The 21,688-nt window shown below is 65.6% G+C and carries 24 protein-coding genes; 16 read left to right on the forward strand and 8 right to left on the reverse strand.

Annotated elements, in window-relative coordinates; genetic code table 11:
• Window positions 1-16: 16 nt before the first annotated feature.
• From AC3RCG_RS15495 to AC3RCG_RS15535, 9 genes are all read left to right on the forward strand, one after another.
• Window positions 17-1,030 (forward strand): ATP-grasp domain-containing protein, encoded by a 1,014-nt coding sequence (locus tag AC3RCG_RS15495; protein ID WP_492401352.1) that lies wholly within the window; start codon window positions 17-19, stop codon window positions 1,028-1,030.
• On the forward strand, window positions 1,012-1,890 hold the full coding sequence (locus AC3RCG_RS15500; protein WP_492401351.1) for an SDH family Clp fold serine proteinase: 879 nt from the start codon (window positions 1,012-1,014) through the stop codon (window positions 1,888-1,890). Before AC3RCG_RS15495 ends, AC3RCG_RS15500 begins: the two co-directional genes overlap by 19 nt.
• Window positions 1,884-2,393: a MauE/DoxX family redox-associated membrane protein gene (locus AC3RCG_RS15505; RefSeq protein ID WP_492401350.1), complete on the forward strand. Its 510-nt coding sequence runs from the start codon at window positions 1,884-1,886 to the stop codon at window positions 2,391-2,393. Before AC3RCG_RS15500 ends, AC3RCG_RS15505 begins: the two co-directional genes overlap by 7 nt.
• A complete protein-coding gene (locus AC3RCG_RS15510; RefSeq protein WP_070310402.1) occupies window positions 2,390-2,947 on the forward strand; it encodes a hypothetical protein in 558 nt (185 codons plus the stop codon). Before AC3RCG_RS15505 ends, AC3RCG_RS15510 begins: the two co-directional genes overlap by 4 nt.
• Window positions 2,944-4,716 carry an ABC transporter ATP-binding protein gene (locus tag AC3RCG_RS15515; RefSeq protein ID WP_070288444.1) on the forward strand — a complete coding sequence of 591 codons (1,773 nt, stop codon included), beginning with the start codon at window positions 2,944-2,946 and terminating at the stop codon, window positions 4,714-4,716. Before AC3RCG_RS15510 ends, AC3RCG_RS15515 begins: the two co-directional genes overlap by 4 nt.
• A 10-nt stretch (window positions 4,717-4,726) precedes the next feature.
• Window positions 4,727-5,128, forward strand: coding sequence for a GFA family protein (locus AC3RCG_RS15520; protein WP_070288445.1), 402 nt, complete (start codon window positions 4,727-4,729; stop codon window positions 5,126-5,128).
• A 197-nt stretch (window positions 5,129-5,325) separates the two neighbouring features.
• Complete coding sequence (locus AC3RCG_RS15525; protein WP_230503083.1) at window positions 5,326-5,664, forward strand: hypothetical protein; 339 nt, start codon at window positions 5,326-5,328, stop codon at window positions 5,662-5,664.
• A 33-nt stretch (window positions 5,665-5,697) separates the two neighbouring features.
• Window positions 5,698-6,504 carry an OBAP family protein gene (locus tag AC3RCG_RS15530; protein WP_492401349.1) on the forward strand — a complete coding sequence of 269 codons (807 nt, stop codon included), beginning with the start codon at window positions 5,698-5,700 and terminating at the stop codon, window positions 6,502-6,504.
• Between the two features lie 54 nt (window positions 6,505-6,558).
• Window positions 6,559-6,807 (forward strand): DUF3297 family protein, encoded by a 249-nt coding sequence (locus AC3RCG_RS15535; RefSeq protein ID WP_010398340.1) that lies wholly within the window; start codon window positions 6,559-6,561, stop codon window positions 6,805-6,807.
• 65 nt (window positions 6,808-6,872) lie between these two features.
• Here the strand turns inward: AC3RCG_RS15535 and AC3RCG_RS15540 are convergent, their stop codons facing one another.
• The 7 genes from AC3RCG_RS15540 to AC3RCG_RS15570 all read right to left on the reverse strand — a co-directional run bounded on the left by AC3RCG_RS15540 (window position 6,873) and on the right by AC3RCG_RS15570 (window position 14,312).
• A complete protein-coding gene (locus AC3RCG_RS15540; RefSeq protein ID WP_492401348.1) occupies window positions 6,873-7,745 on the reverse strand; it encodes an HvfC/BufC family peptide modification chaperone in 873 nt (290 codons plus the stop codon).
• The gene (bufB, locus tag AC3RCG_RS15545) at window positions 7,735-8,673 is read right to left on the reverse strand and encodes an MNIO family bufferin maturase (RefSeq protein WP_492401347.1); all 939 of its coding nucleotides are present in this window, start codon (window positions 8,671-8,673) and stop codon (window positions 7,735-7,737) included. Before bufB ends, AC3RCG_RS15540 begins: the two co-directional genes overlap by 11 nt.
• Window positions 8,673-10,697, reverse strand: coding sequence for a ferritin-like domain-containing protein (locus tag AC3RCG_RS15550; protein ID WP_492401346.1), 2,025 nt, complete (start codon window positions 10,695-10,697; stop codon window positions 8,673-8,675). Before AC3RCG_RS15550 ends, bufB begins: the two co-directional genes overlap by 1 nt.
• A 281-nt stretch (window positions 10,698-10,978) precedes the next feature.
• A complete protein-coding gene (locus AC3RCG_RS15555; protein WP_492401345.1) occupies window positions 10,979-11,626 on the reverse strand; it encodes a hypothetical protein in 648 nt (215 codons plus the stop codon).
• Window positions 11,623-12,477: a hypothetical protein gene (locus AC3RCG_RS15560; RefSeq protein WP_492401344.1), complete on the reverse strand. Its 855-nt coding sequence runs from the start codon at window positions 12,475-12,477 to the stop codon at window positions 11,623-11,625. The genes AC3RCG_RS15555 and AC3RCG_RS15560 overlap by 4 nt, the downstream gene beginning before the upstream one ends.
• 81 nt (window positions 12,478-12,558) lie before the next feature.
• A complete protein-coding gene (locus tag AC3RCG_RS15565; RefSeq protein ID WP_230503076.1) occupies window positions 12,559-13,377 on the reverse strand; it encodes a glutaminyl-peptide cyclotransferase in 819 nt (272 codons plus the stop codon).
• A gap of 26 nt (window positions 13,378-13,403) precedes the next feature.
• Window positions 13,404-14,312 carry a LysR family transcriptional regulator gene (locus AC3RCG_RS15570; protein ID WP_492401343.1) on the reverse strand — a complete coding sequence of 303 codons (909 nt, stop codon included), beginning with the start codon at window positions 14,310-14,312 and terminating at the stop codon, window positions 13,404-13,406.
• A 103-nt stretch (window positions 14,313-14,415) separates the two neighbouring features.
• Here AC3RCG_RS15570 and AC3RCG_RS15575 point away from each other — a divergent pair, with 103 nt between their 5' ends.
• Entirely contained in the window at window positions 14,416-14,874 is a 459-nt protein-coding gene (locus AC3RCG_RS15575; protein ID WP_083287199.1) for a CidA/LrgA family protein, read from the forward strand.
• Complete coding sequence (locus tag AC3RCG_RS15580; protein ID WP_070288450.1) at window positions 14,871-15,560, forward strand: LrgB family protein; 690 nt, start codon at window positions 14,871-14,873, stop codon at window positions 15,558-15,560. Before AC3RCG_RS15575 ends, AC3RCG_RS15580 begins: the two co-directional genes overlap by 4 nt.
• On the opposite strand, the gene AC3RCG_RS15585 is transcribed toward AC3RCG_RS15580, so the two are convergent.
• Window positions 15,557-16,240, reverse strand: coding sequence for a TetR/AcrR family transcriptional regulator (locus tag AC3RCG_RS15585; RefSeq protein ID WP_492401342.1), 684 nt, complete (start codon window positions 16,238-16,240; stop codon window positions 15,557-15,559). The two genes, AC3RCG_RS15580 and AC3RCG_RS15585, sit on opposite strands and share 4 nt — an antisense overlap.
• An 89-nt stretch (window positions 16,241-16,329) precedes the next feature.
• Between AC3RCG_RS15585 and AC3RCG_RS15590 the strand changes: the two genes are divergently transcribed.
• The 5 genes from AC3RCG_RS15590 (at window position 16,330) to AC3RCG_RS15610 (ending at window position 21,671) form a co-directional block, all read left to right on the forward strand.
• A complete protein-coding gene (locus tag AC3RCG_RS15590) occupies window positions 16,330-17,472 on the forward strand; it encodes an FAD-dependent oxidoreductase (protein WP_492401340.1) in 1,143 nt (380 codons plus the stop codon).
• Between the two features lie 79 nt (window positions 17,473-17,551).
• On the forward strand, window positions 17,552-18,631 hold the full coding sequence (gene mnmH, locus AC3RCG_RS15595; RefSeq protein WP_492401339.1) for a tRNA 2-selenouridine(34) synthase MnmH: 1,080 nt from the start codon (window positions 17,552-17,554) through the stop codon (window positions 18,629-18,631).
• Window positions 18,632-18,729: 98 nt separating this feature from the next.
• Window positions 18,730-19,794 (forward strand): selenide, water dikinase SelD, encoded by a 1,065-nt coding sequence (gene selD / locus AC3RCG_RS15600; RefSeq protein ID WP_492401337.1) that lies wholly within the window; start codon window positions 18,730-18,732, stop codon window positions 19,792-19,794.
• Window positions 19,795-19,819: 25 nt separating this feature from the next.
• The gene (locus AC3RCG_RS15605) at window positions 19,820-20,689 is read left to right on the forward strand and encodes a putative selenate ABC transporter substrate-binding protein (RefSeq protein ID WP_070218836.1); all 870 of its coding nucleotides are present in this window, start codon (window positions 19,820-19,822) and stop codon (window positions 20,687-20,689) included.
• A 169-nt stretch (window positions 20,690-20,858) separates the two neighbouring features.
• Window positions 20,859-21,671 carry a phosphonate ABC transporter ATP-binding protein gene (locus tag AC3RCG_RS15610; RefSeq protein WP_492401336.1) on the forward strand — a complete coding sequence of 271 codons (813 nt, stop codon included), beginning with the start codon at window positions 20,859-20,861 and terminating at the stop codon, window positions 21,669-21,671.
• Window positions 21,672-21,688: the final 17 nt, after the last annotated feature.

Consider the following 21,688-nt stretch of genomic DNA (forward strand, 5'->3'; position numbering starts at 1 on the left):
CTGCAGGCTCCCCGACATGCATAAAAAGGTTTTGATTATCAGCCATAGCGGCGACCTGCACGCCGACCTGGTGGCATCGATTCTCGCCGACCGCGGTCATGCCCCCTTCCGTATCGATCTCGACGCCTTTCCCCGCGATTACCAGCTGTGCCAGCGCATGCTGGGCGGCCAGGCCAGTGCGCGCCTGCGCCGCCTGCCCGACGGCGACTGGCTGGACCTGCGCCAGGTGGGCGCCGTCTGGCTGCGCAAGGCGGCCGACTACGCCTATGCCAGCGCCGACCTGACGCCGCAGGAACGCGCCTATGCCCGGCTGGAAACGGAACAAGCCATCTTCAGCGTGCTGTACAGCCTCGATTGCTACTGGCTCAGCCACCCGCTGGCCCTGCGCGGCGCCCAATGGAAGGGCGAGCAGCTGGCACGGGCCGCGCGCATGGGCTTTCGCGTGCCCGCCACCGTGATCAGCAACGTGCCCGACGACGTGCGCGCTTTCCGCGCCGCCGTCGGCGGACCCATCATTTTCAAGAGCATGTCCACGCCCACCCTGGCGGCCGAAACGGTCGAGGATGCAGACAGGGTCAGCGGCGGCATAGGCACCACCGTCGTCGACGATGCCATGCTCGACAGCCTGGACGCCGTCAGCGAACTGAGCTGCCAGTTCCAGGAATATATCGCCAAGCAATATGAACTACGGATCACCGTGATCGGCAAGCAGCTGTTTGCCGCCCGCCTGTATTCGCAGGACGATGCGCGCACGGCCATCGATTCGCGCGACATGTCGGCCCCCATCCGCTACGAAGCGGCGACCTTGCCGGACGACATACACGAGCGCTGCCTCGCTTTCGTGCACAGCTATGGTCTCGAGTACGGCGCGCTGGACCTGATCGTCACGCCCGAGGGCGAGTATGTTTTCCTGGAAAACAATCCTGTTGGTCAATTTTTATATGTGCAACAACTGGTGCCCGCCTTGCCCCTGCTGGAAAGCGTCGCCGATATCCTGATCGAAGGAGCGTTATGCCACAGCCAGACCTGACCCTGCTGCCTTCGCAGCTGCGCGCACTGGAGCAGGCGCGCGACAGCCGCGCCATCGTCCTGGCCGCCTCACACCTGGACATGGAACTGCTGCCCGCCCTCTACGAACTGTGCCAGGGCATCGGCCCCGCAGCGCGCCTCGACGTGGTGCTGCACGGACGGGGCGGCATCGTCAACGCGGCGCGCCGCATCGCCCTGCTGCTGCGCCAGCATGCGCGCCACCTGAGCTTTATCGTGCCCTTCCACTGCCAGTCGGCCGCTACCCTGCTGGCCCTGGGCGCCGATGAAATCATCGCCGGCGACCTGGCCCTGTTCTCGCCCATCGACCCGCAGCTCGACGGCGTGGACGGCGGCGCCATTTCCAGCCTCGACATCAAGGTCTTCGGCGACATGGCGCAGCAGTGGTTCGGCGTCGATGCCGGCGAAGCGCGCCAGCAATCCTTGTCCCTGCTGTGCGGCAGCATCTTTCCCCCGTCCCTGACGGCCTTTTACCGCACCACGCTGGAACTGGCGCAAATCGGCGAGGAATTGCTGGCCTGGCAATTGCCCGATGCCACGCAAGAGGCGCGGCGTGCCATCGTCGCGCAATTGGTGACTGGATACCACTCGCATAACTATGCCTTGACGCGCGAAGAGCTGGCCCGGCTGGGCTTGAACATGGCGCGCGATGCCCAGGCTGAACGGCTGGGCTGGGCCATCTCGACCCAGTTGCAGGCGCACATAGGCGGCGCCCTGCGCAGCGCCCCCGACGAACCGTGGAACGATGCGCTGCTGGCCTCGCGCGACGGCGTGCAGCTGCGGCGCCAGCGTCCGGGCGGCTTCGCACCGCTGTGGACCACGCAAACGGGGGCAGCATGCTGACGGCATTGCTGTCTGATATCGCGCGCTGCTGCATCGCCTTGCTGCTGCTGGCGGCCAGCGTGGGCAAGCTGCGCAGCTACGGGGAATTTCGCGGCAACCTGACCACCTCGTTCGGCCTGCCGCCCGCCGCAGCCACAGGCGCCGCGCCGGCCCTGGTGGCGGCAGAACTGCTGCTGGCCGGCTGGCTGCTGGCCGGCGGCACCCGGCTGCCGATGCTGCTGTCGTTATTGCTATTGAGCACCCTCACTGCCGTGCTGGCCTGGCGCTACTTCACGCACAGCGTGGTGCGCTGCAGCTGCTTCGGCGAAGCGGCGCGGCCCGTCTCGCAGTACGACTTGCTGCGCAACGCGCTGGCGGTGGGCATCAACGGCAGCTACTTTGCGCTGGCGCAAGATGCGGCCTTGCCCGTCGCCACCACTGTATTGGCGGCCGGCTTGGCGGCCATCGCCTGCGTGGCCATCATTTCCCTGCACGACATCGCCACCCTGGCAAAGGCCGGATGATGGATGCCGCGACCTTGCAACTGGTGCTGGCGGCACTGGCGTTCGCCATCGCCGGCAATCTCTGGCTGACCCTGGCCGTGCTGCGCGCCAGCCGCCGCGAAAGGCTGGCGCCCACGGCGCTGGCGCCGGGCGAGCCCCTGCCCGCCGTGCCAGCCCGCCCGCTGACTGGCGGCGCGCGTTTCCAGCCGGGCGCCCCCGGCCAGGCGGCCGTGCTGCTGTTCCTCGCCAGCCGCTGCCCGAAATGCGCGGATAAGCTGGCCGGCATCGAACGGCTGCTGCCGTTGGCGCGCAATGCGGGCCTGGCCGTGTGGCTGCTCAGCGAAGAACCGGCCCGCCGGCTGCGCGCCTTCCTGCCCGGCGACGCCTTGCGTGCGGCGGCGGCGCGCGTCAGCCTGCGCGACTACCGGCGCGTCAATCCCCAAATGAGCTCGCCGTCCTATGTCTTTGTCAATCACCAGGGACGCGTGGAAGCGGCCGGCCTGATCGGCGACGCAGACTGGCTGGCCCTCGTCGGACAATTGAACGCCGAACCGTCACAGGAGCGCGCCGCATGAGCAATATCAACTTCGGCCCGCATTTTGAACGCCTGCGCCTGCTGTACCCCGTGCGCTGGCGCATTGCCGCCGGCCTGCTGTGCATGGCCCTTACCGTGGGCGCGCAGCTGGCCTTTCCGCAAGCCATCGCGTATTTCATCGACAACGTGACCGCCCTCACCCGGCACGGCGTCACGCCGGGCATGGTCGCCGCCATGCTGGCCTTCAGCGTGCTGTATGCGCTGGCCTCGGCCGCGCGCTTCTACCTGCTGCAATCGAGCGGCCACATGGTTGTCATGGGCGTGCGCCGGCGCCTGTTCGACGTGGTGATCAACCAGCCCATCGCCTTCTTCGACAAGCACCATGGCGGCGAGCTGAACAGCCGGCTCACGTCCGACGTGTCGGCCCTGCATGAAAGCCTGACCATCGGCGCGGCCAACGCCCTGCGTTCGCTGTGCGTGTTTTTGGGCGGCATCGCCATGCTGCTGCAGCTGTCGCCCATGCTGAGCCTGCCGCTGGCCTTGTTCATTCCCATCAGCCTGTATCTCGGCAAGTTATCCGGCAGCAATTACCGGCAGCGCGCGCGGGCCATTTCGGCCACCCTGGCCGCCAGCGGCAAGGTGGCGCAGGAATATTTTGCCCATGCGCGCCTGGTGCAGGCGTTCAACCAGCAAGGCGGCGCCATGGCCCGTTACGCGCAAGCCATGCGGGAGCTGCTGGGAGTGTCCCTGGCCGGTACGCGGCTGCTGGCCGTGTTTCAGGGCGCGCAGGGGCTGCTCGCGTTTGTTGCCCTGCTGACCACCCTGTGCTTCGGCGCCCACCTGATCGGCCAGGGCCGCCTGAGCGTGGGCGAGCTGACGGCCTTTGTCATCTATGCCAGCATGGTGACGGACACGGCCGGCTCCATCAGCGAGTTCTGGAACACCTGGATGCGCACCATGGGCTCGACCGACCGCATCTTCGAGATCCTGCGCAGCCACCGTGCCGTGCCCGAAGCGCCGCCGCAGCCGCCGCTGGCCGGCCACATCGCGCTGCGCGACGTGCGTTTTGCGTATCCCGAGCGCGTACAGGTCGCGGCCCTCGACGGTGTCAGCCTGTCCATCCGCGCAGGCGAAAAGATCGCCCTCGTCGGCGCCTCGGGCGCGGGCAAGTCCACCATCGCCAGCCTGGTACTGGGCCACTACAAGATGGACGCGGGCAGCCTGCAATTCGACGGCATCGACGCGCAGGTGCTGGGCGTGACGCAATTGCGGCGCCAGATGGCCGTGGTGGAGCAGGAGCCGGCCCTGTTTTCCGGCAGCATCGCCGACAATATCGCCTTTGCCGTGCCGGACCGGGTCGTGGCGCGCGAAGCGATGGTGGCGGCGGCGCGCCTGGCCCATGCCCACGATTTTATCGCGGCCTTTCCGGACGGCTACGACACCCTCGTGGGCGAACGGGGCGTGCAATTATCGGGCGGACAGAAGCAGCGCATCGCGATTGCCCGCGCCATCCTGCGCGCGCCGAAAATCCTGATTCTGGACGAGGCCACCAGCGCGCTCGACGCGGCCAGCGAACAGCTGGTGCAGCGCGCCCTCGACGCGCTGATGCAAGGGCGCACCACCATCATCATCGCCCACCGCTTTTCCACCATCGTCAAGGCCGATCGCATCATCGTCATGGACAAGGGCCGGATTTGCCAGCAAGGCACGCACGCCGAGCTGCTGCGCGCGGGCGGCCAGTATGCGCGGCTGATGCAGCAGCAGCTGTCGCAATTCCAGCAGTTGCATGACAGTACGGCCACCCTGTAGAGTGGGCCAGATGAAAAAAACCTACCATGGCAGCTGCCACTGCGGCGCCGTGCGCTTCGCGGCCGAGATCGACCTGGCGGCCCCCAGCCTGCGCTGCAACTGTTCCTATTGCCTGAAGATCCGCTGCTGGGCCAGCCAGGTGCCGCCCGCCGACTTCCAGTTGCTGGCCGGCGAAGGCGACTTGAGCGCATACCGCTTCGGCGCCGGGCGCGAGCGCCACTATTTTTGCCGCCACTGCGGCGTACACCCGTTTGGCTACGGCGATTCGCCCCGCAGCGGCCCATTTGTCGGCATTGGCGTGAACTGCCTCGACGATGCGGCGGCGGCCGAGCTGGCCCGGGTGCCCGTCACCTTTGTCGATGGCTGGCATGACGACTGGGACAGGCCGCCGCAGGAAACAGGGCACTTGTAAACAATGCAAATGTAGAAATGGTTGTCAGCTACGCCGGAGTTTTCCTACGTGGCGACAAGGAGTGTCCCTATGGTTAAGCCCGACGCTTGCAACGAGAATGGTCTCAACGGTGCTGCACGGCGCCGGAGCTCAGGCAGGAACATCCAACCCAATATTGGAGCGGATGACGACGCAGACTAACCTTAGGGGACATGATCATGACTTCGAACAGCAACGACAAATCCGGCAGCCAATCGGACAAACAGCAATCGGGCAGCCAACAGTCGGACAAACAGTCCGGCAGCCGCCAATCGTCGGGCGGTACCCAGGGCGGCACGCACGAGCAGCACGTCGAGGCGGGCCGCCAAAGCCACAAGAATGACGCCGACAAGCAATCAGGCTCACAAGGTTCGCAGCAGTCGGGCCAGCAATCGGGCCAGGGCAAGAGCGGCGGCGGCAGCCAGCAATCGGGTTCCGGCTCCGGCACGCGCGGCGGCACGCATGAGCAGCACGTGGAAGCGGGACGTCAAAGCCACAAGAATGACGACAAATCCTGATTTCGCAGGCACGGCCCGATGCTGCTGGTCGACATGAAAGCGCTGAGGGCCATGCTGTGCGCCGGGCTGGGCATGGGCCTGGCCGCCTGCGGCGCCAGGAATACGGCATCGAACGTGGAGGCCCCGGGCGCGCCAGCCGGGGTCTCCACGCGCGTGCTCGATGCTGGCGCCGACGCCCTGCAAGCCCGGCCGCCCATTGCGGCCCTCAATGCCTATCTCGACGGTTTTCATTTCTACAACGGCAATCTGCGCGGTCAGATGGAGGCGCACCACTATTGCGCCATCGTCAATGAAGAGTTGATTCAATGCGTGATTTACGACGGCAACGTCAAGGATGCCAAGCTGATGGGCGTCGAATACATCGTCAGCGCCAGGCTGTACCAAGGTTTGCCCGCGGCGGAAAAAGCGCTGTGGCACAGCCATGTGCATGAAGTGAAGTCGGGCCAGCTGATCGCGCCCGGCATACCGGCCGTGGCGGAAAAGGCGCTGATGCAAAAGCTGGTCGGCACCTACGGCAAGACCTGGCATACCTGGCACACGGATCTGCACAAGACCTTGCCGCTGGGCGTGCCGCAACTGATGATGGGCTTTACAGCCGACGGTCAGGCCGACGCCGCCATGGTCGCCGCGCGCGACCACCGCTTCGGCATCGATTCGGCCGAAAAACGCCGCCAGCGGACCGACATCGCCGCGCCCGCCATCGTTGCCGGTGCCGACGCCTGGCAGCACGGCACGGTCATCCAGCTGGCCGACCCGACGGGAATGCCGCACAGTTCATCATCACCGCCGCCGCCATCCACGCACACGGCCGCGCCCGCCATTTCGCGTCCAGCCAGATAGACGGCGTGCGAAAGGCCGTTGTCTGGATCGGCATTCTGGGAGATAATTACGCCCATGAACGATACCACTACCTTACCCCCATTGCCCGATCGCCTGTCGATCGACCCGAGCAGCCCTTACCACGTTGCAGCCGTGTTCGAGAACGACGTCGGCATCCGCTTCAACGACAAGGAACGTCTTGACGTGGAAGAATATTGCATCAGCGAACGCTGGATCAAGGTCGCTTCCACCAAGTCCCTCGACCGCCGCGGCCGTCCGCTGCAGATCAAGCTGAAGGGCAAAGTCGAAGCGTTTTACCGCTAAGCAACACCTGCAGTTGTCATCGAGGCCGATTTTCATCGGCCTTTTTTGCGTCCGCCGCCTTCCGCTCAGGCAGCGCTGGTGACCAGCCCGGCCGCGGCCGCCATGGGCAGCCACAGCATGGCGTCGGCCAGCACCTCGTCCGGCGCCCTGCCGCTGGACCGTGCCGCCTGCTGCGCGCACTGCGCCAGCGGCGCGCCCCCGGCCAGCGCCTGCAGGCAGTCAAATTGCCACGGCTGCAGCTCCTGCATAACGATCCGGTAATGCATGCGCGAAATGGCCACAAAGGCGGGACTGGCCTGCGGTTGGGCCGGATTGGCGTCGTCCGGCGCGGCCTGTGCCTGTTGCCAGAATGCACACAAGGGAAATGACAGGGCCAGCAGCCGCGTGCACGGCGTCAGGCGCCAGGCCGGCGCATTTCCCAAAAGCAAGTCCAGACCGGAAGGCAGGACGGGCTGCGCCAGTTTTTCCAGCCCCGGCGCCCTGCCCGCCTCGCTGCGCGCCCGCTCCAGCCGCGCCAGTTCGACGGGAAAGCGCAAGACGTCCCCCTGCGCGCCGGCGGCACCCTGGCTGGCGGCGAGAAAATCGGCAAAGCCGCCGCCCAGGTCGTACAAGGTCGGGGAAGCGGACGGGTGGCGCCAGACATAGGCGCGGGCAAAGAAGGCGAACAGCTCGTCGCCCATGACCTTGCGCAAGACAGGATAGTCGGCCTGCAGGCATTCGAGCAGACGCTGCACGTAGCCGTCCGCATGGATGTGCAGCGGCGCCGGCCCGCCCCGCGCCCGCTTCAACACTTGCTCCTGCGTCAAACCGTGGCGCTCGCTGGCCAGCTGCGCGCCGCGCGCCGCACCGCCCGGCGCCGTCATGGCCGTCAGGAACCACGCCTGCAATTGCGCCAGCGGTGCGTCCGCGCGCGCGTCGCCGTCGGCGCTACGGGGCATGGGCCGCCTCCAGGTGAAAGCCCAGCGGCGCCGAGACGCCGGCCAGGCTCGCCGTGGCCGTGGCTGGTACGGCATCGGAAAACTCTCCCCGCCCGGCCGCGCGCGCCTTGTCGAGTTCGGCCAGCAGCTGCGGGTAAGCCGGAATGTCCGCATCCCATTCCAGCAGGGCCGACACGCCCCCCGTCAGCTGCTGCGCCAGCGCGTACAGGCGCCAGACGGCCGCCGGCACGGGGGCGTCGTGCGTGTCGATCAGCATGGCGCCGCAGACGGTGGGCCCGGCCAGGTGGATTTGCACGATGTGCTCATGCGGCAACTGGCGGATGTAGGCTGCCGCGTCATAGCCATGGTTATGCGCGCTGACGTGGACATTATTAACGTCGAGCAAGAGTCCGCAGCCCGTGTCCTCGGCCAGGCGGCCCAGGAATTCCCATTCCGGCATGCTGGACTGGGCAAACTCCACGTAGGTGCTGGGGTTTTCCAGGACCAGGGGCCGGCCCAGGAATTCCTGTACCTGGCGCACGCGCGCGCCCACATGGCGCAGGCTGGCCTCGTCCAGCGGCAAGGGCAGCAAGTCATGGCTGTTGAGCGAGGCGGCGCCCGTCCAGCACAGGTGGTCGGAAATCCACGCGGGGCGGATCTCGGCGGCCAGCTGGCGCAGCTTGCGCAGGTAAGCCAGGCTCAGGGGATCGCTGCTGCCGATCGACAGCGACACGCCATGCATGACGATGGGCACCTGCGCCGCCACCTGCTCGAGCACATGGCGCGCATAGCCGTGGTTGTCGATGAAATTCTCGCTGATGATCTCGAACCAGTCCACCTGCGGCCCGTGTTCCAGAATGTGCGCGTAATGGGGCGGGCGCAGCCCCACGCCCAGGCCCAGGTTCGGCAGGCCCAGGCGCGGCCGCGCCTCGTGCAGGATGCCCCGCATCAGGTCGACGGCGGCAAGGCCAGGCGCAGGTCGGTGGGCGCCGGCGGCGCGCCCACCGGCGTGCCGCGCGCGGCCATCACCTTGCCGTAGGCTTCCCATGCCTTGTCGTAGACATTGTCGCCGAGCGCAAAACTCATGCTCTGGCCCAGCGGAATGCTGCGGTGCTCGGGCGCGGGACCGAAATCGTACAGGGTCATGGTGGCGGGTTCGGGCGGGTCCTTCTTCGTGGTGTTCGGATACAGCTGCGAGGCCGAAATCGGCACGGCGCAGCCGCCGAAGCCGCCGCATTTGTTGTCGCTGGGCGCGCTGTAGACTTTATCGTCCTGCGGCGGCGGTGGCGGCACGTAGCACTCGCTGCCAGGCGCCGCGGCAGCCTTGACCGAATGGCCGCAGGACGAGCCGCCCGTGTCGGCCTGGGCAAAGCCGCAGCCGCCCTGGGCATGGCAGCCGTTGGAGCCGCGGCACGTATGGTAGACGGCCAGCGCGGCGCAGGTGGACGACGCTTCGCCCTCCAGATGCATGCCCTGGCAGGCGTGGTACAGCACGCCTTTCTCGGCCAGCGGCACGCCCGTCGCCAGGTTCGGCGCCTGGCCTAGCACGGCCCAGCAGATGGCCATGCGGTCGCCCGCGCCCACCATCGACGGATACGGAAACTCCAGTTGCTGGTTCAGCCAGTACTTGTCCAGCACGGAAGTGATGCCATAGATGGCGCCCGTGGCCACCGTGCTCAGCATCCCCAATGTGCCGCTGGTATCCTTCAGGCGGTTCAGGGCGCCCGCCACGGCAGCGGGCGCGGGGATGTTCTTCGGCGCGGTGGCCGGATTGTAGCGCTCGTTGGTCAGCATGGCTTCGCTCCAGCGCCCGCCTTCCTTGTGCCAGCCGGCCCAGGTCTGCACGGGCAGCATGGCCTTGACCTGACCGAAGCGCTCATAGTGATCGAACGGGGCGCTGTCGTGGCGTGCCTGTGCGTCGCGCGATTCGGCGTCCTTGCCATTGTTCGCGTAGGACGGGTAATCGCACTTCAACGCGGCCAGGTCTTCGCGGTAGTCGGGCTGCACGGCCATCAGGCGCTGCCCTGCGTCACGGCGGTAGCGCTGGATGGCCGTGTCGCTGCCCTCGCCCTGGTCCGTGATGGCCGCCATCATGTCGATGGCCTTGTTGAACGAGCCCGTCTGGCCGCCATCCTGGTCCTGCGGGCCGAAGCAGGTGTCGAACTTGGGAAACTCCGCCTTGGCGTGGCCCGGCACCTGGCTGTTGAACATGTCCTGCTGCACCGAGCCGTTGACGAACAGCTTGTGCCACAAGGTCTGGCCATCCGTGTATTCGATGCTGATATAGCGCGCGTAGCACTCATACATGTAGCCGATGGTACCGAACAGGGGCAGGTCATGCACGTGCTTGCCCGGCGTCCAGCCCACGAACGGCACCTCGGGGAAATATTTGGTGTGGTTGTGCTCGTCAAACTTCGCCAGCTGGGCGCGCGCCTGCTGTTCCGGCTGCTCGATGGCGAGGAACAGGTCACACTGGTTATCGTTCAGCTCTTCCAGGTTGACGCGCACGTGGCGGTAGCCAGCCGTGTCCTGCAAGTCGACGATGTGCGGGATCACCGTGCAATCCTTGCCGTAGCAGGTCCAGCCGTGGTCCTGCGACTGCAGCTCCGAGCCCGTGAAGCATGGCGCCGTGCCGATGGCCGTGGCCAGGTTGGCCGCCATCTGCAGGTGCAGCATTTCCTGGATGAAGACGCTGAAGATGATATTGAAGGCCTTCTGCTCATTCAGTTCGGGGCGCGCCGTGGTACCCATGCCCGGCCACTGGCGGCCTTCGTAGTAGGTGATGCCTTTCGAGTTGATCTGGTGCGTGCCCTGGATCGAATACATGGTGGCCATGTACAGGGGAATCGTGAACAGTTCCACGCTGACGGCCGCCTGGGCGATGGCGCGCACTGCCGCCGTATCGGTGGCCAGCATATCGAGCGGACGGTTGCTGATGGCGGCCTGGGTGCTTCCTAAAACGGGCATTTTCATTCTGTCTCTCCACAGGAACGATGCGTTTCGGATATCGGGCCGGGCCGCACCATCTGCGTGCGCTGCTCACGGCACGGAAATCATACGCCTGAGAAAGATATTTTTGCGGCAAGATTTATGTGCTGGCCGCGGTATTGATCTGCGTCAATTCAGCCGGGTTTTCAGCGCATAAATAAGCGTTTTACGCCGCCATTCGATGACAATTGAATAGAATCGGCGAAACGCGCGCGTGTATAAGCGCCGCACCGTCCAAGGCCGACGCGTCGCTTGCATGATGATAGTCAGGCACTTGGCGGCGGCTGGAAGGCGCAAAAGCCGGGCCACTGGTCGCGGCTGTCGCACACTTTCAGGCAGCCTTGATTGCCCTTGAACGTGGCGACGACCTTGATGGGAAAGCCATACAGTGGCGTGGTGGCCAGGAAGGCGGACGGGCAGCTTTGCTCATTGCTGAAGCGGAAAGTGATTTCTTCGCGGCGGCCCTTGCGCGCAAAGCTCAGCATGAAGGTTTCATTGCTGTTCCACTGCGCCTTGCCCGGCACGCGGAAACGATAGCGCGGACTGCCCGGCTGCTGCCCGTCAAGTTTCTGGCCGAAGACGCGGCTGCTGGCCGTGGCCGTTTCCACCTTGGCGATCGGATACGGCACGGCAAACATATAGGTGCCGGCAAAACCCTGGTCGAAGCCGAGACCCTTCTGGTAAAACGGCACGACGATGTGCGGCGCGCCCGCGTATTCCACGCTATTGCGGGCCGTCACGCGCGACGTCAGCTTGTCATCGGGCGCTTGCCCGAAGACCACGTCCACTTCCACCAGCGCCTGGCTCTTGTCGATGTCTTGCGCCAGATAATCCCTGGGGGCGATTTCGCCATGCACGCAGCCGGCCAGCAGGGCTGCGGCGAGGCAGCCGGCGATCAGTTGAGGATTGCTCATGGCTGTTTTCCTTCCGGCGGCGCGGAAGCGAGGCCCAGGCCCGTCACTTGCCAGCCGCCCTTGCCTTGTTTCCATTGAAATTGCTGGCCGAACCAGGCCAGTTCCAGCTCGCGCCGGATGCGGTTCGAATCCGTGCGGCCCTGGCGCGCCTTGATGGCGGCGCGCGCCTGCGCGGAAGCCGTTTCCGAGATCGGTTTCAGCCAGCGCTGATACGTGTCTGGCGGCAAGGCCAGCACGCCGGCCACGCCGTCGTCGCGCGTGGCGACGATGATCCCCACCTTCGTCAGCGCATTCGTCAGATAGGCGCCGCGCCTCCCGTCGGGCGAGACGGAGACCAGCATGGCGGGCGCGTAATCGCCCGTGACGCCGCCCGGCACGTCAAACCACAGCAGCTCGCCCGTGCCCGTGTCGAGCGCGCGGCCGTCGCGGGCAAACAGCAGCATCTCGGGACGGCCCGGCTGCGGCACGCCCCATTCGGGGTCGCGCTCCGTGCGCACCATGCTGTCGCGCTGCAGGGGACTGATGGGGCGCATCAGCGGTTCACCATTCTGCACGCCGATCAGTATCGTGCCCTGGCCCGTATAGCCCTTGGTGAATGCCAGCAGCATGGGCTGGCCCTCGCGCGTCGCTTTCAGCGGACGCACCTCCACCACTTCGCGCGCGCCGCCGGGCCAGTAGCCGTGCTTGCGGAAAGTCAAGGTAACGAGCGGGGCGTGGCGGTCGCGCGTGACGACAAAGTCGCCGTATTGCTGCATCACCGGCACGTATGATGTTTGCGCCTGCGCGGCGGGTACGATGGCGGCGGCCAGGATGGCTGCGGCCGCCAGGCGGTGTAAAGAAAAGAACAGCATGGCATCCTGTAAAGGTCGCACTGGGCGAAGGGTCGCCATCATAAACGATTCATCGCCAGCAACACTGTCCGATAGCCAACATCAACGGCGCTGGATTTCGATCAGCTCGATTTCGAACAGCTTGGGCCACAGTTTGCCCGTGACAAACAAACGCTTGCCGCGCCCATCCCAGGCGATGCCGTTGAGCACGGCATCGGGATTGGCCGTGCCCCGCTGCTCGGGCGGCAGCAAGCCCGTCAGGTCGATCCAGCCCACGACCTTGCCGCTGGCGGGATCGATGCGGGCGATCACGTCCGCGCCCCACACATTGGCGAACAGTTGCCCGTCGACCATTTCCAGCTCGTTCAGCCGGTCGATGGGCCGCCCTTCGGCTTTCACTTCGAAGCGGCGCACTTCCTTCAGGGTTTTCGGATTGAGCACGCGGATGGCGGACGTGCCGTCGCTCATGTAGACGAATTGATTGTCGCTGGCCAGGCCCCAGCCTTCGCCCGGGTAGCTGAATTTGCGTTTCAATTTGAAGGTCTTCACGTCGAAGACATAGCCGGTCTGCGAAATCCACGTCAGGCCCAGGAGCTCATCGCCCACGTCCGTGATGCCTTCGCCAAACACATTCTTGTCGAGCATGCTTTTTTGCAGCACCTTGCCCGTCGTCAATTCCACCTTGCGCAAGGAGGACTGGCCGTTCTGGCCCGTGCTTTCATACAGATGGCCATCCTTGAACAGCAAGCCTTGCGTGAACGCCTGGGGGTCGTGCGGATAGGTGTTCTTGACGAAATAGCCATACACGGGCAAGGCGGCCTGGGCGTAGCCCATTTCACTCATCAGGCCTACGGTGCATAACAATCCCAGCAGCAATGAGCCGGCCGTGCGTTTGAGTCTGGTATTGACGTTGATGTTCATCGGGTCGGGCGGAAGTTGGCGAACGCCTATTGTAAACGTGCCGCGTCCGCCATGCGCGCCCTGACGAGCTCCAGCCAGGCGCGCGCCGCGAACGACAGCCGCCCGCCCCGGCGCCAGGCCAGCATCAAATTCCACTCCACGGGCGGACCGGCCAGGGGGATGACGTCAAATTGCGCGGCATCAAGCGTGTCGCAATACATCTTCGGCAGCAGGCAGATGCCCACGCCCAGCCGCACCAGCGAGGCAATGAAATCCCACTGGCCGCTGCGGCCCGTGATGCGCGGCGCGAAACCGGCCCGCTGGCAGGCGTCCAGCACGATGTCGTTCAGGGCGAACGCGGCGCCGTAGAAAATGAAGGGGCTGTCAGCCAGCTCGGCCAGCGCGACCGAGGCGCGGCCCTGCCACGGCGAGCCGGGCGCGGCCAGCAGGCACAGCGGCGAGCGCACGAGGGGCAAGGCTTCGAAATCCTGCCAGGTGGCCGCATTGCCCGGATAGTCGAGCATGGTGCCCAGTTCCACTGTGCCGGTGCGCAAGTCGCGCTCGATCGCCTGCGTGCCGCTTTCATACATCTTCAGTTCGATGCCCGGATAGCGCTGGTGGTATTCGGCCAGCCATGGCGCCAGGGTCGAGTGCGTCTGCGGCGACACGCCGACCCGCAGTTCTCCCCGCTCAAGGTGTTGCAGGTCACGCAATTCCACCTTCAGTTCCGCGTGCAGGGCCAGCAGCTCATGCGCGCGCGACAGCACCACCTTGCCCGCGTCCGTCAAGGTAAAACGCTTGCCCGCGCGGTCCAGCAGGGCCAGGTCCAGCGACTGTTCCAGCTGTTGCACCATCTTGCTGACGGTGGGCTGCGTCACGTGCAGCCTGGCGGCCGCGCGCGTAAAACTGGCTTGCTCGACCACTTCGACGAAGTAGCGCAGGGAGCGGATATCCATGATGCATTCCAATATCGAATGATAATCATGAGTTTAAGTCATTTTATCTTTTGATGTGGGCTCACTACAATGAAAACCTCCCCCATCCGTTTGAAAGCCCGCCGTGAAAGCCGCCCCTTGTTCCACCACTGCCCCACTCTCCATCCCCGTCTGGCGCCAGCCTGCACAGACTGCGTGGCAAGTGGGCATTTTGATTGCCGCCTGGTGGCTGGCCGACGCGGCCGCCTCCGCCCTGCACTTGCCGTTCTCCGGCGGAGTCGTGGGCCTGTTCGTGCTGGTGGCCCTGCTGCTGGCGGGCTGGGTGCGCCCCGCCGCCATCGAACTGGGCGCGAACTGGCTGCTGGCCAATATGCTGCTGTTCTTCATACCGCTGGTCGTATCCGTGGTGCAATTTACGCAACTATTGAAGTCGCAAGGTCTGATGCTGTTCGTAAATATTGGCCTGGGCTTTGCCTGCGTGATGCTGGCCACGGCGCTGACGGTGGAAGGGGTGTGCCGCTATGAACGCAAGTTGCGTCTGAATAAGCTGCTGCGCCAGCGCGCCGCGAGGGCGCCAGCATGAGCACCCTGCTGCTGTCGCTGCTGTTCCTGCTGCTGACCCTGGTGCTGTTCTACGCCAACCAGGCCGTGCACCGCCGCCACCCGCACTTCTTGCTGACGCCCGCCATCTGCACCTCGGCGATATTGATCGTCATCGTGCAGGCGACGTCGACCCCTTTCGCCACGTATTTCGGCGAGACGCGCTGGCTGCCGTGGTTGCTGGGCCCGGCCACCATCGCGTTTGCGCTGCCCATATTTCAGGAGCGCAAGCTGATCCGCAAGCATTGGCTGGCCTTGTCGCTGGGCAGCTGCGCTGGCATCGTGGCATCGGTCGCCGCCACCTTGCTGCTGGACCGGGTATTTGGCGTGCACGGCGACATGGCGCGCAGCCTGCTGGCGCGTTCCGTGTCGACGCCGTTCGCGCTGGAAGCGTCGCGCCACATGGGCGGCTCGGCCCAGCTGACGGGCATCTTCGTGGTGATGACGGGCTTGTTCGGCTTGATGCTGGGCAAGCCGCTGCTCAAACTGCTGCCCTTGCGCATGCGCATCGCCCGTGGCGCCCCGTATGGCGCGGCCGCGCACGGCTTCGGCTTGTCCGTGGCGCGCAGGGTCGGCACGGAAGAAGGCGCCGTGGCCAGCCTGACGATGATCTTTTCCGGTGTCGTGACGGTGCTGCTGGCGCCGCTGCTGGGGCATTTGCTGGGCTAGCGGCCCGCTTGCAGCGCCTGCATGCCATGCACGATCAGATCGATGCCCGCCAAAAAATCCTCGCGGTCGTCGTGCGCGCGCAACTGACCCGCCACCTTGCTGGCAAACGGAAACGCCTGCGCATCGAGGCGTGACCAGGCGCCCGCCAGGGTGTCGAGGAAATGCGCGCGTTCCAGGCCCTGTTCCCGGGCGATGACGGCATTGGCCGCATTCTGCCCGCTCACGCCCAGCAGATAATTGAGCAAGGCGCATGCCGCCATCCACTGCCGGTCCTGCGGCACGCCCAGCGCATCGACCTGCCGTCCCAGGCGTTCCAGGATGCGCACGGTGGGCAGCTGGCCCGGCGCGCGCGACAGGGCCGAGCCCAGCCACGGATGCGCATCCATCGCCTCGAACATGGCCAGCGCCACGGCGCGGATGCCCGCCTGCGGCGTATCGCCAGGCGGGGCGGCCTGCATGGCGCGGGCGACGATGGCGTCGCTGGCGGCCGTGAACAGGTCGTCCTTGTCGGCCACGTGCCAGTAGATGGCGCCCGCCCCTGTGGCCAGGCGCGCGGCCAGGGCGCGGAAGGTCAGGCCGCCCTCGCCCGCTGTGTCGAGCAGGGCGATGGCGGCGTCGATGATGGTGTCGCGCGTCAGCGAGTCGGCGCGTCGTGGTGGGTTCGCTACGGTATGGGGCATCGCTTATCTTGACACAGATGATGGCTTGCCGCAAAATTCTTCTGGAACGTCGTTCCATTGTTATTTTGAACACCACCTGAAGGGTCACCATGCATATCGCCATCATCGGCGCAGGGCTGGGCGGGCTGATGCTCGCCCGCGTGCTGCACGTCCACGGCATCGCCGCCACCGTGTATGAAGCGGACGCGTCGCCCCAAGCGCGCCGCCAGGGCGGCATGCTCGATATCCACGAGGAAAGCGGCCAGCAAGCGCTGCGGGCGGCCGGCTTGCACGACGCCTTCCGCGCCCTCATCCATGCGGGCGGCGAAGCGAGCCGCGTGCTCGACCAGCATGGCACGGTCCTGCACGACGAGGGCGACGATGGCACGGGCGGGCGTCCCGAAGTGCCGCGCGGCGAACTGCGCCGCATCTTGCTCGATGCCTTGCCTGACGGCTGCGTGCGCTGGGGCCACAAATTGACCAGCGTCGCGACGCTGGACGGCGGCAGGCACATGCTGAACTTTGCGCATGGCGCCTCGGCGGCCAGCGATCTGCTGGTGGGCGCGGACGGCGCCTGGTCCCGGGTGCGGCCGCTGCTCTCCAGCGCGCAGCCCGCCTACAGCGGCATTGCCTTCATTGAAACGTATCTGTTCGACAGCGACCGCCGCCACGGGGCCACTGCGCAAGCCGTGGGCGCCGGCGCCCTGTTCGCGCTGGCGCCGGGCAAGGGCATCCAGGCTCACCGCGAAGCCGATGGCGTGCTGCATGCGTATGTGGCCCTGAGTAAACCCGAAGAGTGGCTGGCAGGCATCGATTTTGCCGATCCCGCCGCCGCGCGGGCAGCCATCGCCGCCCAGTTTGCCGGCTGGGCGCCGGCGCTCACGGCCCTGATCACGGACGCGGACACGCCGCCCGTGCCCCGTCCCGTGCACCTGCTGCCCGCCGGCCACCGCTGGCAACGCGTGGCAGGCGTGACCTTACTGGGCGACGCGGCCCATTTGATGGCGCCGGCCGGCGAAGGCGCCAACCTGGCCATGCTGGACGGCGCCGAGCTGGCGCAGGCGCTTGCCGCGCACCCAAGCGACGTGGAAGCGGCCTTGCTGGCATATGAAACGGCGCTGTTTGCGCGCAGCAGCGCGGCCGCGGTGGAGTCGGAACGCATCCTGCGCCTGTGCTTTGACGACGACGCGCCGCATAGCCTGGTGCGGTTCTTCACAGGCATGCGGGACGCCGGCCCGGCACGCACAGTGTGAACGGCGGCGCCAAAGCCCCACGCCAGCGGCCTTTATCGGGGATAATACGTCTTTCCCCATTCCAAGCAGCCGCGCCACGATGAAATACCCCGCAGTCCTTCCCTTCAGCGACATCCTGCCACGCCTGCATGAATTCGACGCCATCATCGACGTGCGCAGCCCGTCCGAGTTCGCGGAAGACCACTTGCCGGGCGCCATCAACCTGCCCGTGCTCGACGACGAGCAGCGCGTTCGCGTCGGCACGCTATATAAGCAGACCAGCGCCTTCGAAGCGAAGAAGCTGGGCGCGGCGCTGGTGGCGAAGAATATCGCGCGGCATATCGAAGACGGTTTCCTCGGTCACCCGCACGAATGGAAGCCGCTCGTCTACTGCTGGCGCGGCGGCAACCGCAGCGGCGCCATGGCGCACATCCTGGCGCGCATCGGCTGGCCCGTCACGCAACTCGATGGCGGCTACAAGGATTACCGGCGCCACGTGAATGCCGAACTGGCCACCCTGCCCGAGCGCTTCGACTTCATCAATGTGCTGTGCGGCCCCACGGGCAGCGGCAAGAGCCGCTTGCTGCAAGTGCTGGACCGCCAAGGCGCGCAGGTGATCGACCTGGAGCGATTGGCAGCGCACCGCGGCTCCGTGCTGGGCGGCTTGCCCGAGGAAGACCAGCCCTCGCAAAAGGCGTTCGAGAGCGCGCTGTGGCAGCAGTTGCGCCAGTTCGACCCGGCATTGCCCGTCTTCATCGAATCGGAAAGCAAGAAAGTGGGCCGCGTGCGCGTGCCCGACGCGCTGATGGCAAAGATGCGCGCGGCCGCCTGCACGGACGTGCGGCTGGCCACGGAGCAGCGCGTGCAATTGCTGATGCAGGACTATGAACATTTCGTCGGCGACCCGGAGCGCCTGAACGTGCAGCTGGCCCTGTTGACGCAACTGCATGGCAAGGAGAGAATTGCACACTGGCAGCAGCTGGCCACGGCGGGCCAGATGGCCGAGCTGGTGGAGGAACTGCTGGTCCAGCACTACGACCCCGTCTACCGGCAATCGATCGCCCGCAACTTCAGCCGCTACGCCCAGGCGACGCCGCTGGTCTTGCCCGATATTTCAGAACATGCCTTTGAGCAAGCCGCGCGCGCGTTGTGTGGTATTGTCGGCACTAATTCCCCCTAAAGACGCAGTGCCGGGGTCGGACCCTGAGGGTCCGACCCCAGACCTTGCGTTTGGGGTAAAAATGATCATCGTTGTACACAACATCAGCAGGAATTTCCATGTCAGATAGCGCAGCAACATCCAATACCCCCATCCGATTGACCGAATTTGCCCATGGCGGCGGCTGCGGCTGCAAGATCGCGCCCGGCGTGCTGGCCGACATCTTAAAGGGCAGCGGCGGCTTTCCCCTGCCGAAAGAATTGCTGGTCGGCATAGAAACCTCCGATGACGCGGCCGTCTACCAGCTCAACGACGAGCAGGCGCTGATCGCCACGACGGATTTCTTCATGCCCATCGTCGACGACCCGTTCGACTTCGGCCGCATCGCCGCCACCAACGCCATTTCCGACGTGTACGCCATGGGCGGCACGCCCATCATGGCGCTGGCCCTGGTCGGCATGCCGATCAACAAGCTGCCCGTGGAAACCATCGGCCTCATCTTGAAAGGCGGCGAAACCATCTGCGCCCAGGCCGGCATCCCCATCGCGGGCGGCCACACCATCGATTCCGTCGAGCCGATCTACGGCCTCGTCGTGCTGGGTCTCGTGCGCCCGTCGCAAGTGAAGCGCAACGCGGGCGCGCGCGCCGGCGATAAACTGGTATTGGGCAAGCCCATCGGCGTGGGCATCCTGTCGGCCGCCCTGAAGAAAAACGCGCTCGACGCGGACGGCTACGCTTCGTTGATCGACAACACCACCAAATTGAATACCCCGGGCAAGAAACTGGCCCTGCTCGACGGCGTGCATGCGCTGACGGACGTGACGGGCTTCGGCTTGCTGGGCCACACGCTGGAACTGGCGCGCGGTGCCAAGTTGCAGGCGCGCATCGCCATGGCTGACGTGCCGCTGCTGCCGCAAGTGCAGCAACTGGCGCAGAATGGCAACATCACGGGCGCCTCGGGCCGCAACTGGCAGGGCTACGGCGCGCAAGTGGCGCTGGATGACAGTCTAACTGCCATCGACAAGGCGATCCTGACGGACCCGCAAACGGCCGGCCCCCTGCTGGTGGCGTGCGCGCCGGAAGCCGTCGAGCACGTGCTGGCGATTTTCCGCGCCGAAGGCTTTGGCGACGCCGTCGTCATCGGCGAGATGCAGGATGGCACGACCGGTGTTTCCGTATATTAATGAACAATCTTTCAAAGGCAGTCCCATGACCACATTCTCCAACAAGTTCCCCGCCATCCTGGCCACCGTCGCCGCCACCCTGGCCATCCACAGCGGCCTGGCGCAGGCGCAGCAAGTATTGCGCGTGTCCGCCATCCCCGACGAAGCGCCGACGGAATTGCAGCGCAAGTTCAAGCCGCTGGGCAGCTATCTGGAGAAAAAGCTGGGCATGAAGGTGGAATTTACGCCCGTCACCGATTACGCGGCCTCCGTGGAAGGCTTGATCAATCACAAGCTCGACATGGTCTGGTTCGGCGGTTTCACGTTTGTACAAGCCAACGTGCGCAGCGGCGGCAAGATCGTGCCGCTGGTGCAGCGCGAGGAAGACACGAAGTTCCGCTCCGTGTTCGTGACCACCAGCAAGGACATCAACCAATTGTCTGACCTGAAAGGCAAGAACTTCACGTTCGGCTCGGAATCGTCGACCTCGGGCCACTTGATGCCCCGTTACTACTTGCTGGCCGCCAAGATCAATCCGGATACGGACATGAAGCGCATCGCATTCTCGGGCGCGCATGACGCCACCGTGGCGGCCGTGGCCGGCGGCAAGGTCGATGCGGGCACCTTAAACATTTCCGTATGGGAAAAGCTGGTCGAAGCGAAAAAGGTCGATCCAAGCAAGGTGCGCGTGTTCTACACGACACCGGGCTACTACGATTACAACTGGAGCGTGCGCGCCGACATGAACCCCGTCGTGCGCAAGAAGCTGACGGACGCCTTCCTGGCGCTGGACCCATCGACGGCCGAAGGCAAGGAAATCCTCGAGCTGCAGCGCGCGACCAAATTCATCCCGACCAAGGCCGAGAACTACAAGGATATCGAAGCGGCCGCGCGCGATGCGAAGCTGTTGAAGTAAACTACGTCGTCGCGTTTTATCGTAGGTCGGATTAGCGGCAAAGCCGCATAATCCGACACAAGCGATAATGTCAACAATGTTGTCGGATTACGGCCTCCGGCCTAATCCGACCTACGCTGCCGTCGCATGGCGTAATCCGACACACCAACGCCCCCATACCGAACATCGCATGACATTCCAACTTCACAAGGTCAGCGTCCACCACGCGGGTGCCGTCGGCAATGCGCTGGCCCTGCGCGACGTGGACCTGGACGTGGCCCAGGGTGAACAGATCGCCCTGATCGGCCCTTCCGGCGCCGGCAAGACCAGCCTGCTGCACACCTTGGCCTGCGCGCTGCGCCCGGCATCGGGCACCTTGCACATCCTGGGCACGTCGCCCTGGCAAGTCGGCAGCGGCGAACGCCACGCCTTGCGCGCTCGATTATTCCTGGCGCCGCAAACGCCGCCCTTGCCGCCGCGCCAGCGCGTCGTCAACGCCGTGCTGGCAGGACGCTTGCCGCAATGGAGCTTGTGGACGGCCATCCGTTCGCTGGTCGCGCCCGTCGATCCGCGCGCCGCGTGGGAAGCGCTGGGCAAATTCAACCTGCAGGATAAACTGTACGCCAGGGTCGACCGCCTGTCCGGCGGCGAACGCCAGCGCTGCGGCATGGCGCGCGCGCTCGTGTCGGATGCCCAAGTCTTCCTCGTCGACGAACCGCTGTCCGCGCTCGACCCCACCCTGGCTTTGCAGACGATCCATGTGCTGCAGGCGGAAGCGACGGCGCGCAACGCCACCCTGATCTGCAGCCTGCACCAGGTGGAGATCGCGCGCGCCTGCTTTACGCGCATCGTCGCCCTGCGCGACGGCCAGATCGTCTTCGACTTGCCTGCCAGCGAGGTGAGCGACGCCATGATCGCCGAGCTGTACCGCAACAAGGTCGACGCCGCGCCCCAGTTCGAATCGGTGGAAGCGAATCTGGACGCCGCGAGGCCCCTTTGCTGAAGAGCGCCGACGCCGCC

The organism is Janthinobacterium sp. GW823-FHT01H08 (assembly GCF_058797855.1).

Bases quoted from the DNA above. Each gene is read 5' to 3' on its own strand.
- AC3RCG_RS15495 (WP_492401352.1), top strand. From the start codon at position 17: ATGCATAAAAAGGTTTTGATTATCAGCCATAGCGGCGACCTGCACGCC.
- AC3RCG_RS15500 (WP_492401351.1), top strand. From the start codon at position 1,012: ATGCCACAGCCAGACCTGACCCTGCTGCCTTCGCAGCTGCGCGCACTG.
- AC3RCG_RS15505 (WP_492401350.1), top strand. From the start codon at position 1,884: ATGCTGACGGCATTGCTGTCTGATATCGCGCGCTGCTGCATCGCCTTG.
- AC3RCG_RS15510 (WP_070310402.1), top strand. From the start codon at position 2,390: ATGATGGATGCCGCGACCTTGCAACTGGTGCTGGCGGCACTGGCGTTC.
- AC3RCG_RS15515 (WP_070288444.1), top strand. From the start codon at position 2,944: ATGAGCAATATCAACTTCGGCCCGCATTTTGAACGCCTGCGCCTGCTG.
- AC3RCG_RS15520 (WP_070288445.1), top strand. From the start codon at position 4,727: ATGAAAAAAACCTACCATGGCAGCTGCCACTGCGGCGCCGTGCGCTTC.
- AC3RCG_RS15525 (WP_230503083.1), top strand. From the start codon at position 5,326: ATGACTTCGAACAGCAACGACAAATCCGGCAGCCAATCGGACAAACAG.
- AC3RCG_RS15530 (WP_492401349.1), top strand. From the start codon at position 5,698: ATGAAAGCGCTGAGGGCCATGCTGTGCGCCGGGCTGGGCATGGGCCTG.
- AC3RCG_RS15535 (WP_010398340.1), top strand. From the start codon at position 6,559: ATGAACGATACCACTACCTTACCCCCATTGCCCGATCGCCTGTCGATC.
- AC3RCG_RS15540 (WP_492401348.1), bottom strand. From the start codon at position 7,745: ATGCCCCGTAGCGCCGACGGCGACGCGCGCGCGGACGCACCGCTGGCG.
- bufB (WP_492401347.1), bottom strand. From the start codon at position 8,673: ATGCGGGGCATCCTGCACGAGGCGCGGCCGCGCCTGGGCCTGCCGAAC.
- AC3RCG_RS15550 (WP_492401346.1), bottom strand. From the start codon at position 10,697: ATGAAAATGCCCGTTTTAGGAAGCACCCAGGCCGCCATCAGCAACCGT.
- AC3RCG_RS15555 (WP_492401345.1), bottom strand. From the start codon at position 11,626: ATGAGCAATCCTCAACTGATCGCCGGCTGCCTCGCCGCAGCCCTGCTG.
- AC3RCG_RS15560 (WP_492401344.1), bottom strand. From the start codon at position 12,477: ATGCTGTTCTTTTCTTTACACCGCCTGGCGGCCGCAGCCATCCTGGCC.
- AC3RCG_RS15565 (WP_230503076.1), bottom strand. From the start codon at position 13,377: ATGAACATCAACGTCAATACCAGACTCAAACGCACGGCCGGCTCATTG.
- AC3RCG_RS15570 (WP_492401343.1), bottom strand. From the start codon at position 14,312: ATGGATATCCGCTCCCTGCGCTACTTCGTCGAAGTGGTCGAGCAAGCC.
- AC3RCG_RS15580 (WP_070288450.1), top strand. From the start codon at position 14,871: ATGAGCACCCTGCTGCTGTCGCTGCTGTTCCTGCTGCTGACCCTGGTG.
- AC3RCG_RS15585 (WP_492401342.1), bottom strand. From the start codon at position 16,240: ATGCCCCATACCGTAGCGAACCCACCACGACGCGCCGACTCGCTGACG.
- AC3RCG_RS15590 (WP_492401340.1), top strand. From the start codon at position 16,330: ATGCATATCGCCATCATCGGCGCAGGGCTGGGCGGGCTGATGCTCGCC.
- mnmH (WP_492401339.1), top strand. From the start codon at position 17,552: ATGAAATACCCCGCAGTCCTTCCCTTCAGCGACATCCTGCCACGCCTG.
- selD (WP_492401337.1), top strand. From the start codon at position 18,730: ATGTCAGATAGCGCAGCAACATCCAATACCCCCATCCGATTGACCGAA.
- AC3RCG_RS15605 (WP_070218836.1), top strand. From the start codon at position 19,820: ATGACCACATTCTCCAACAAGTTCCCCGCCATCCTGGCCACCGTCGCC.
- AC3RCG_RS15610 (WP_492401336.1), top strand. From the start codon at position 20,859: ATGACATTCCAACTTCACAAGGTCAGCGTCCACCACGCGGGTGCCGTC.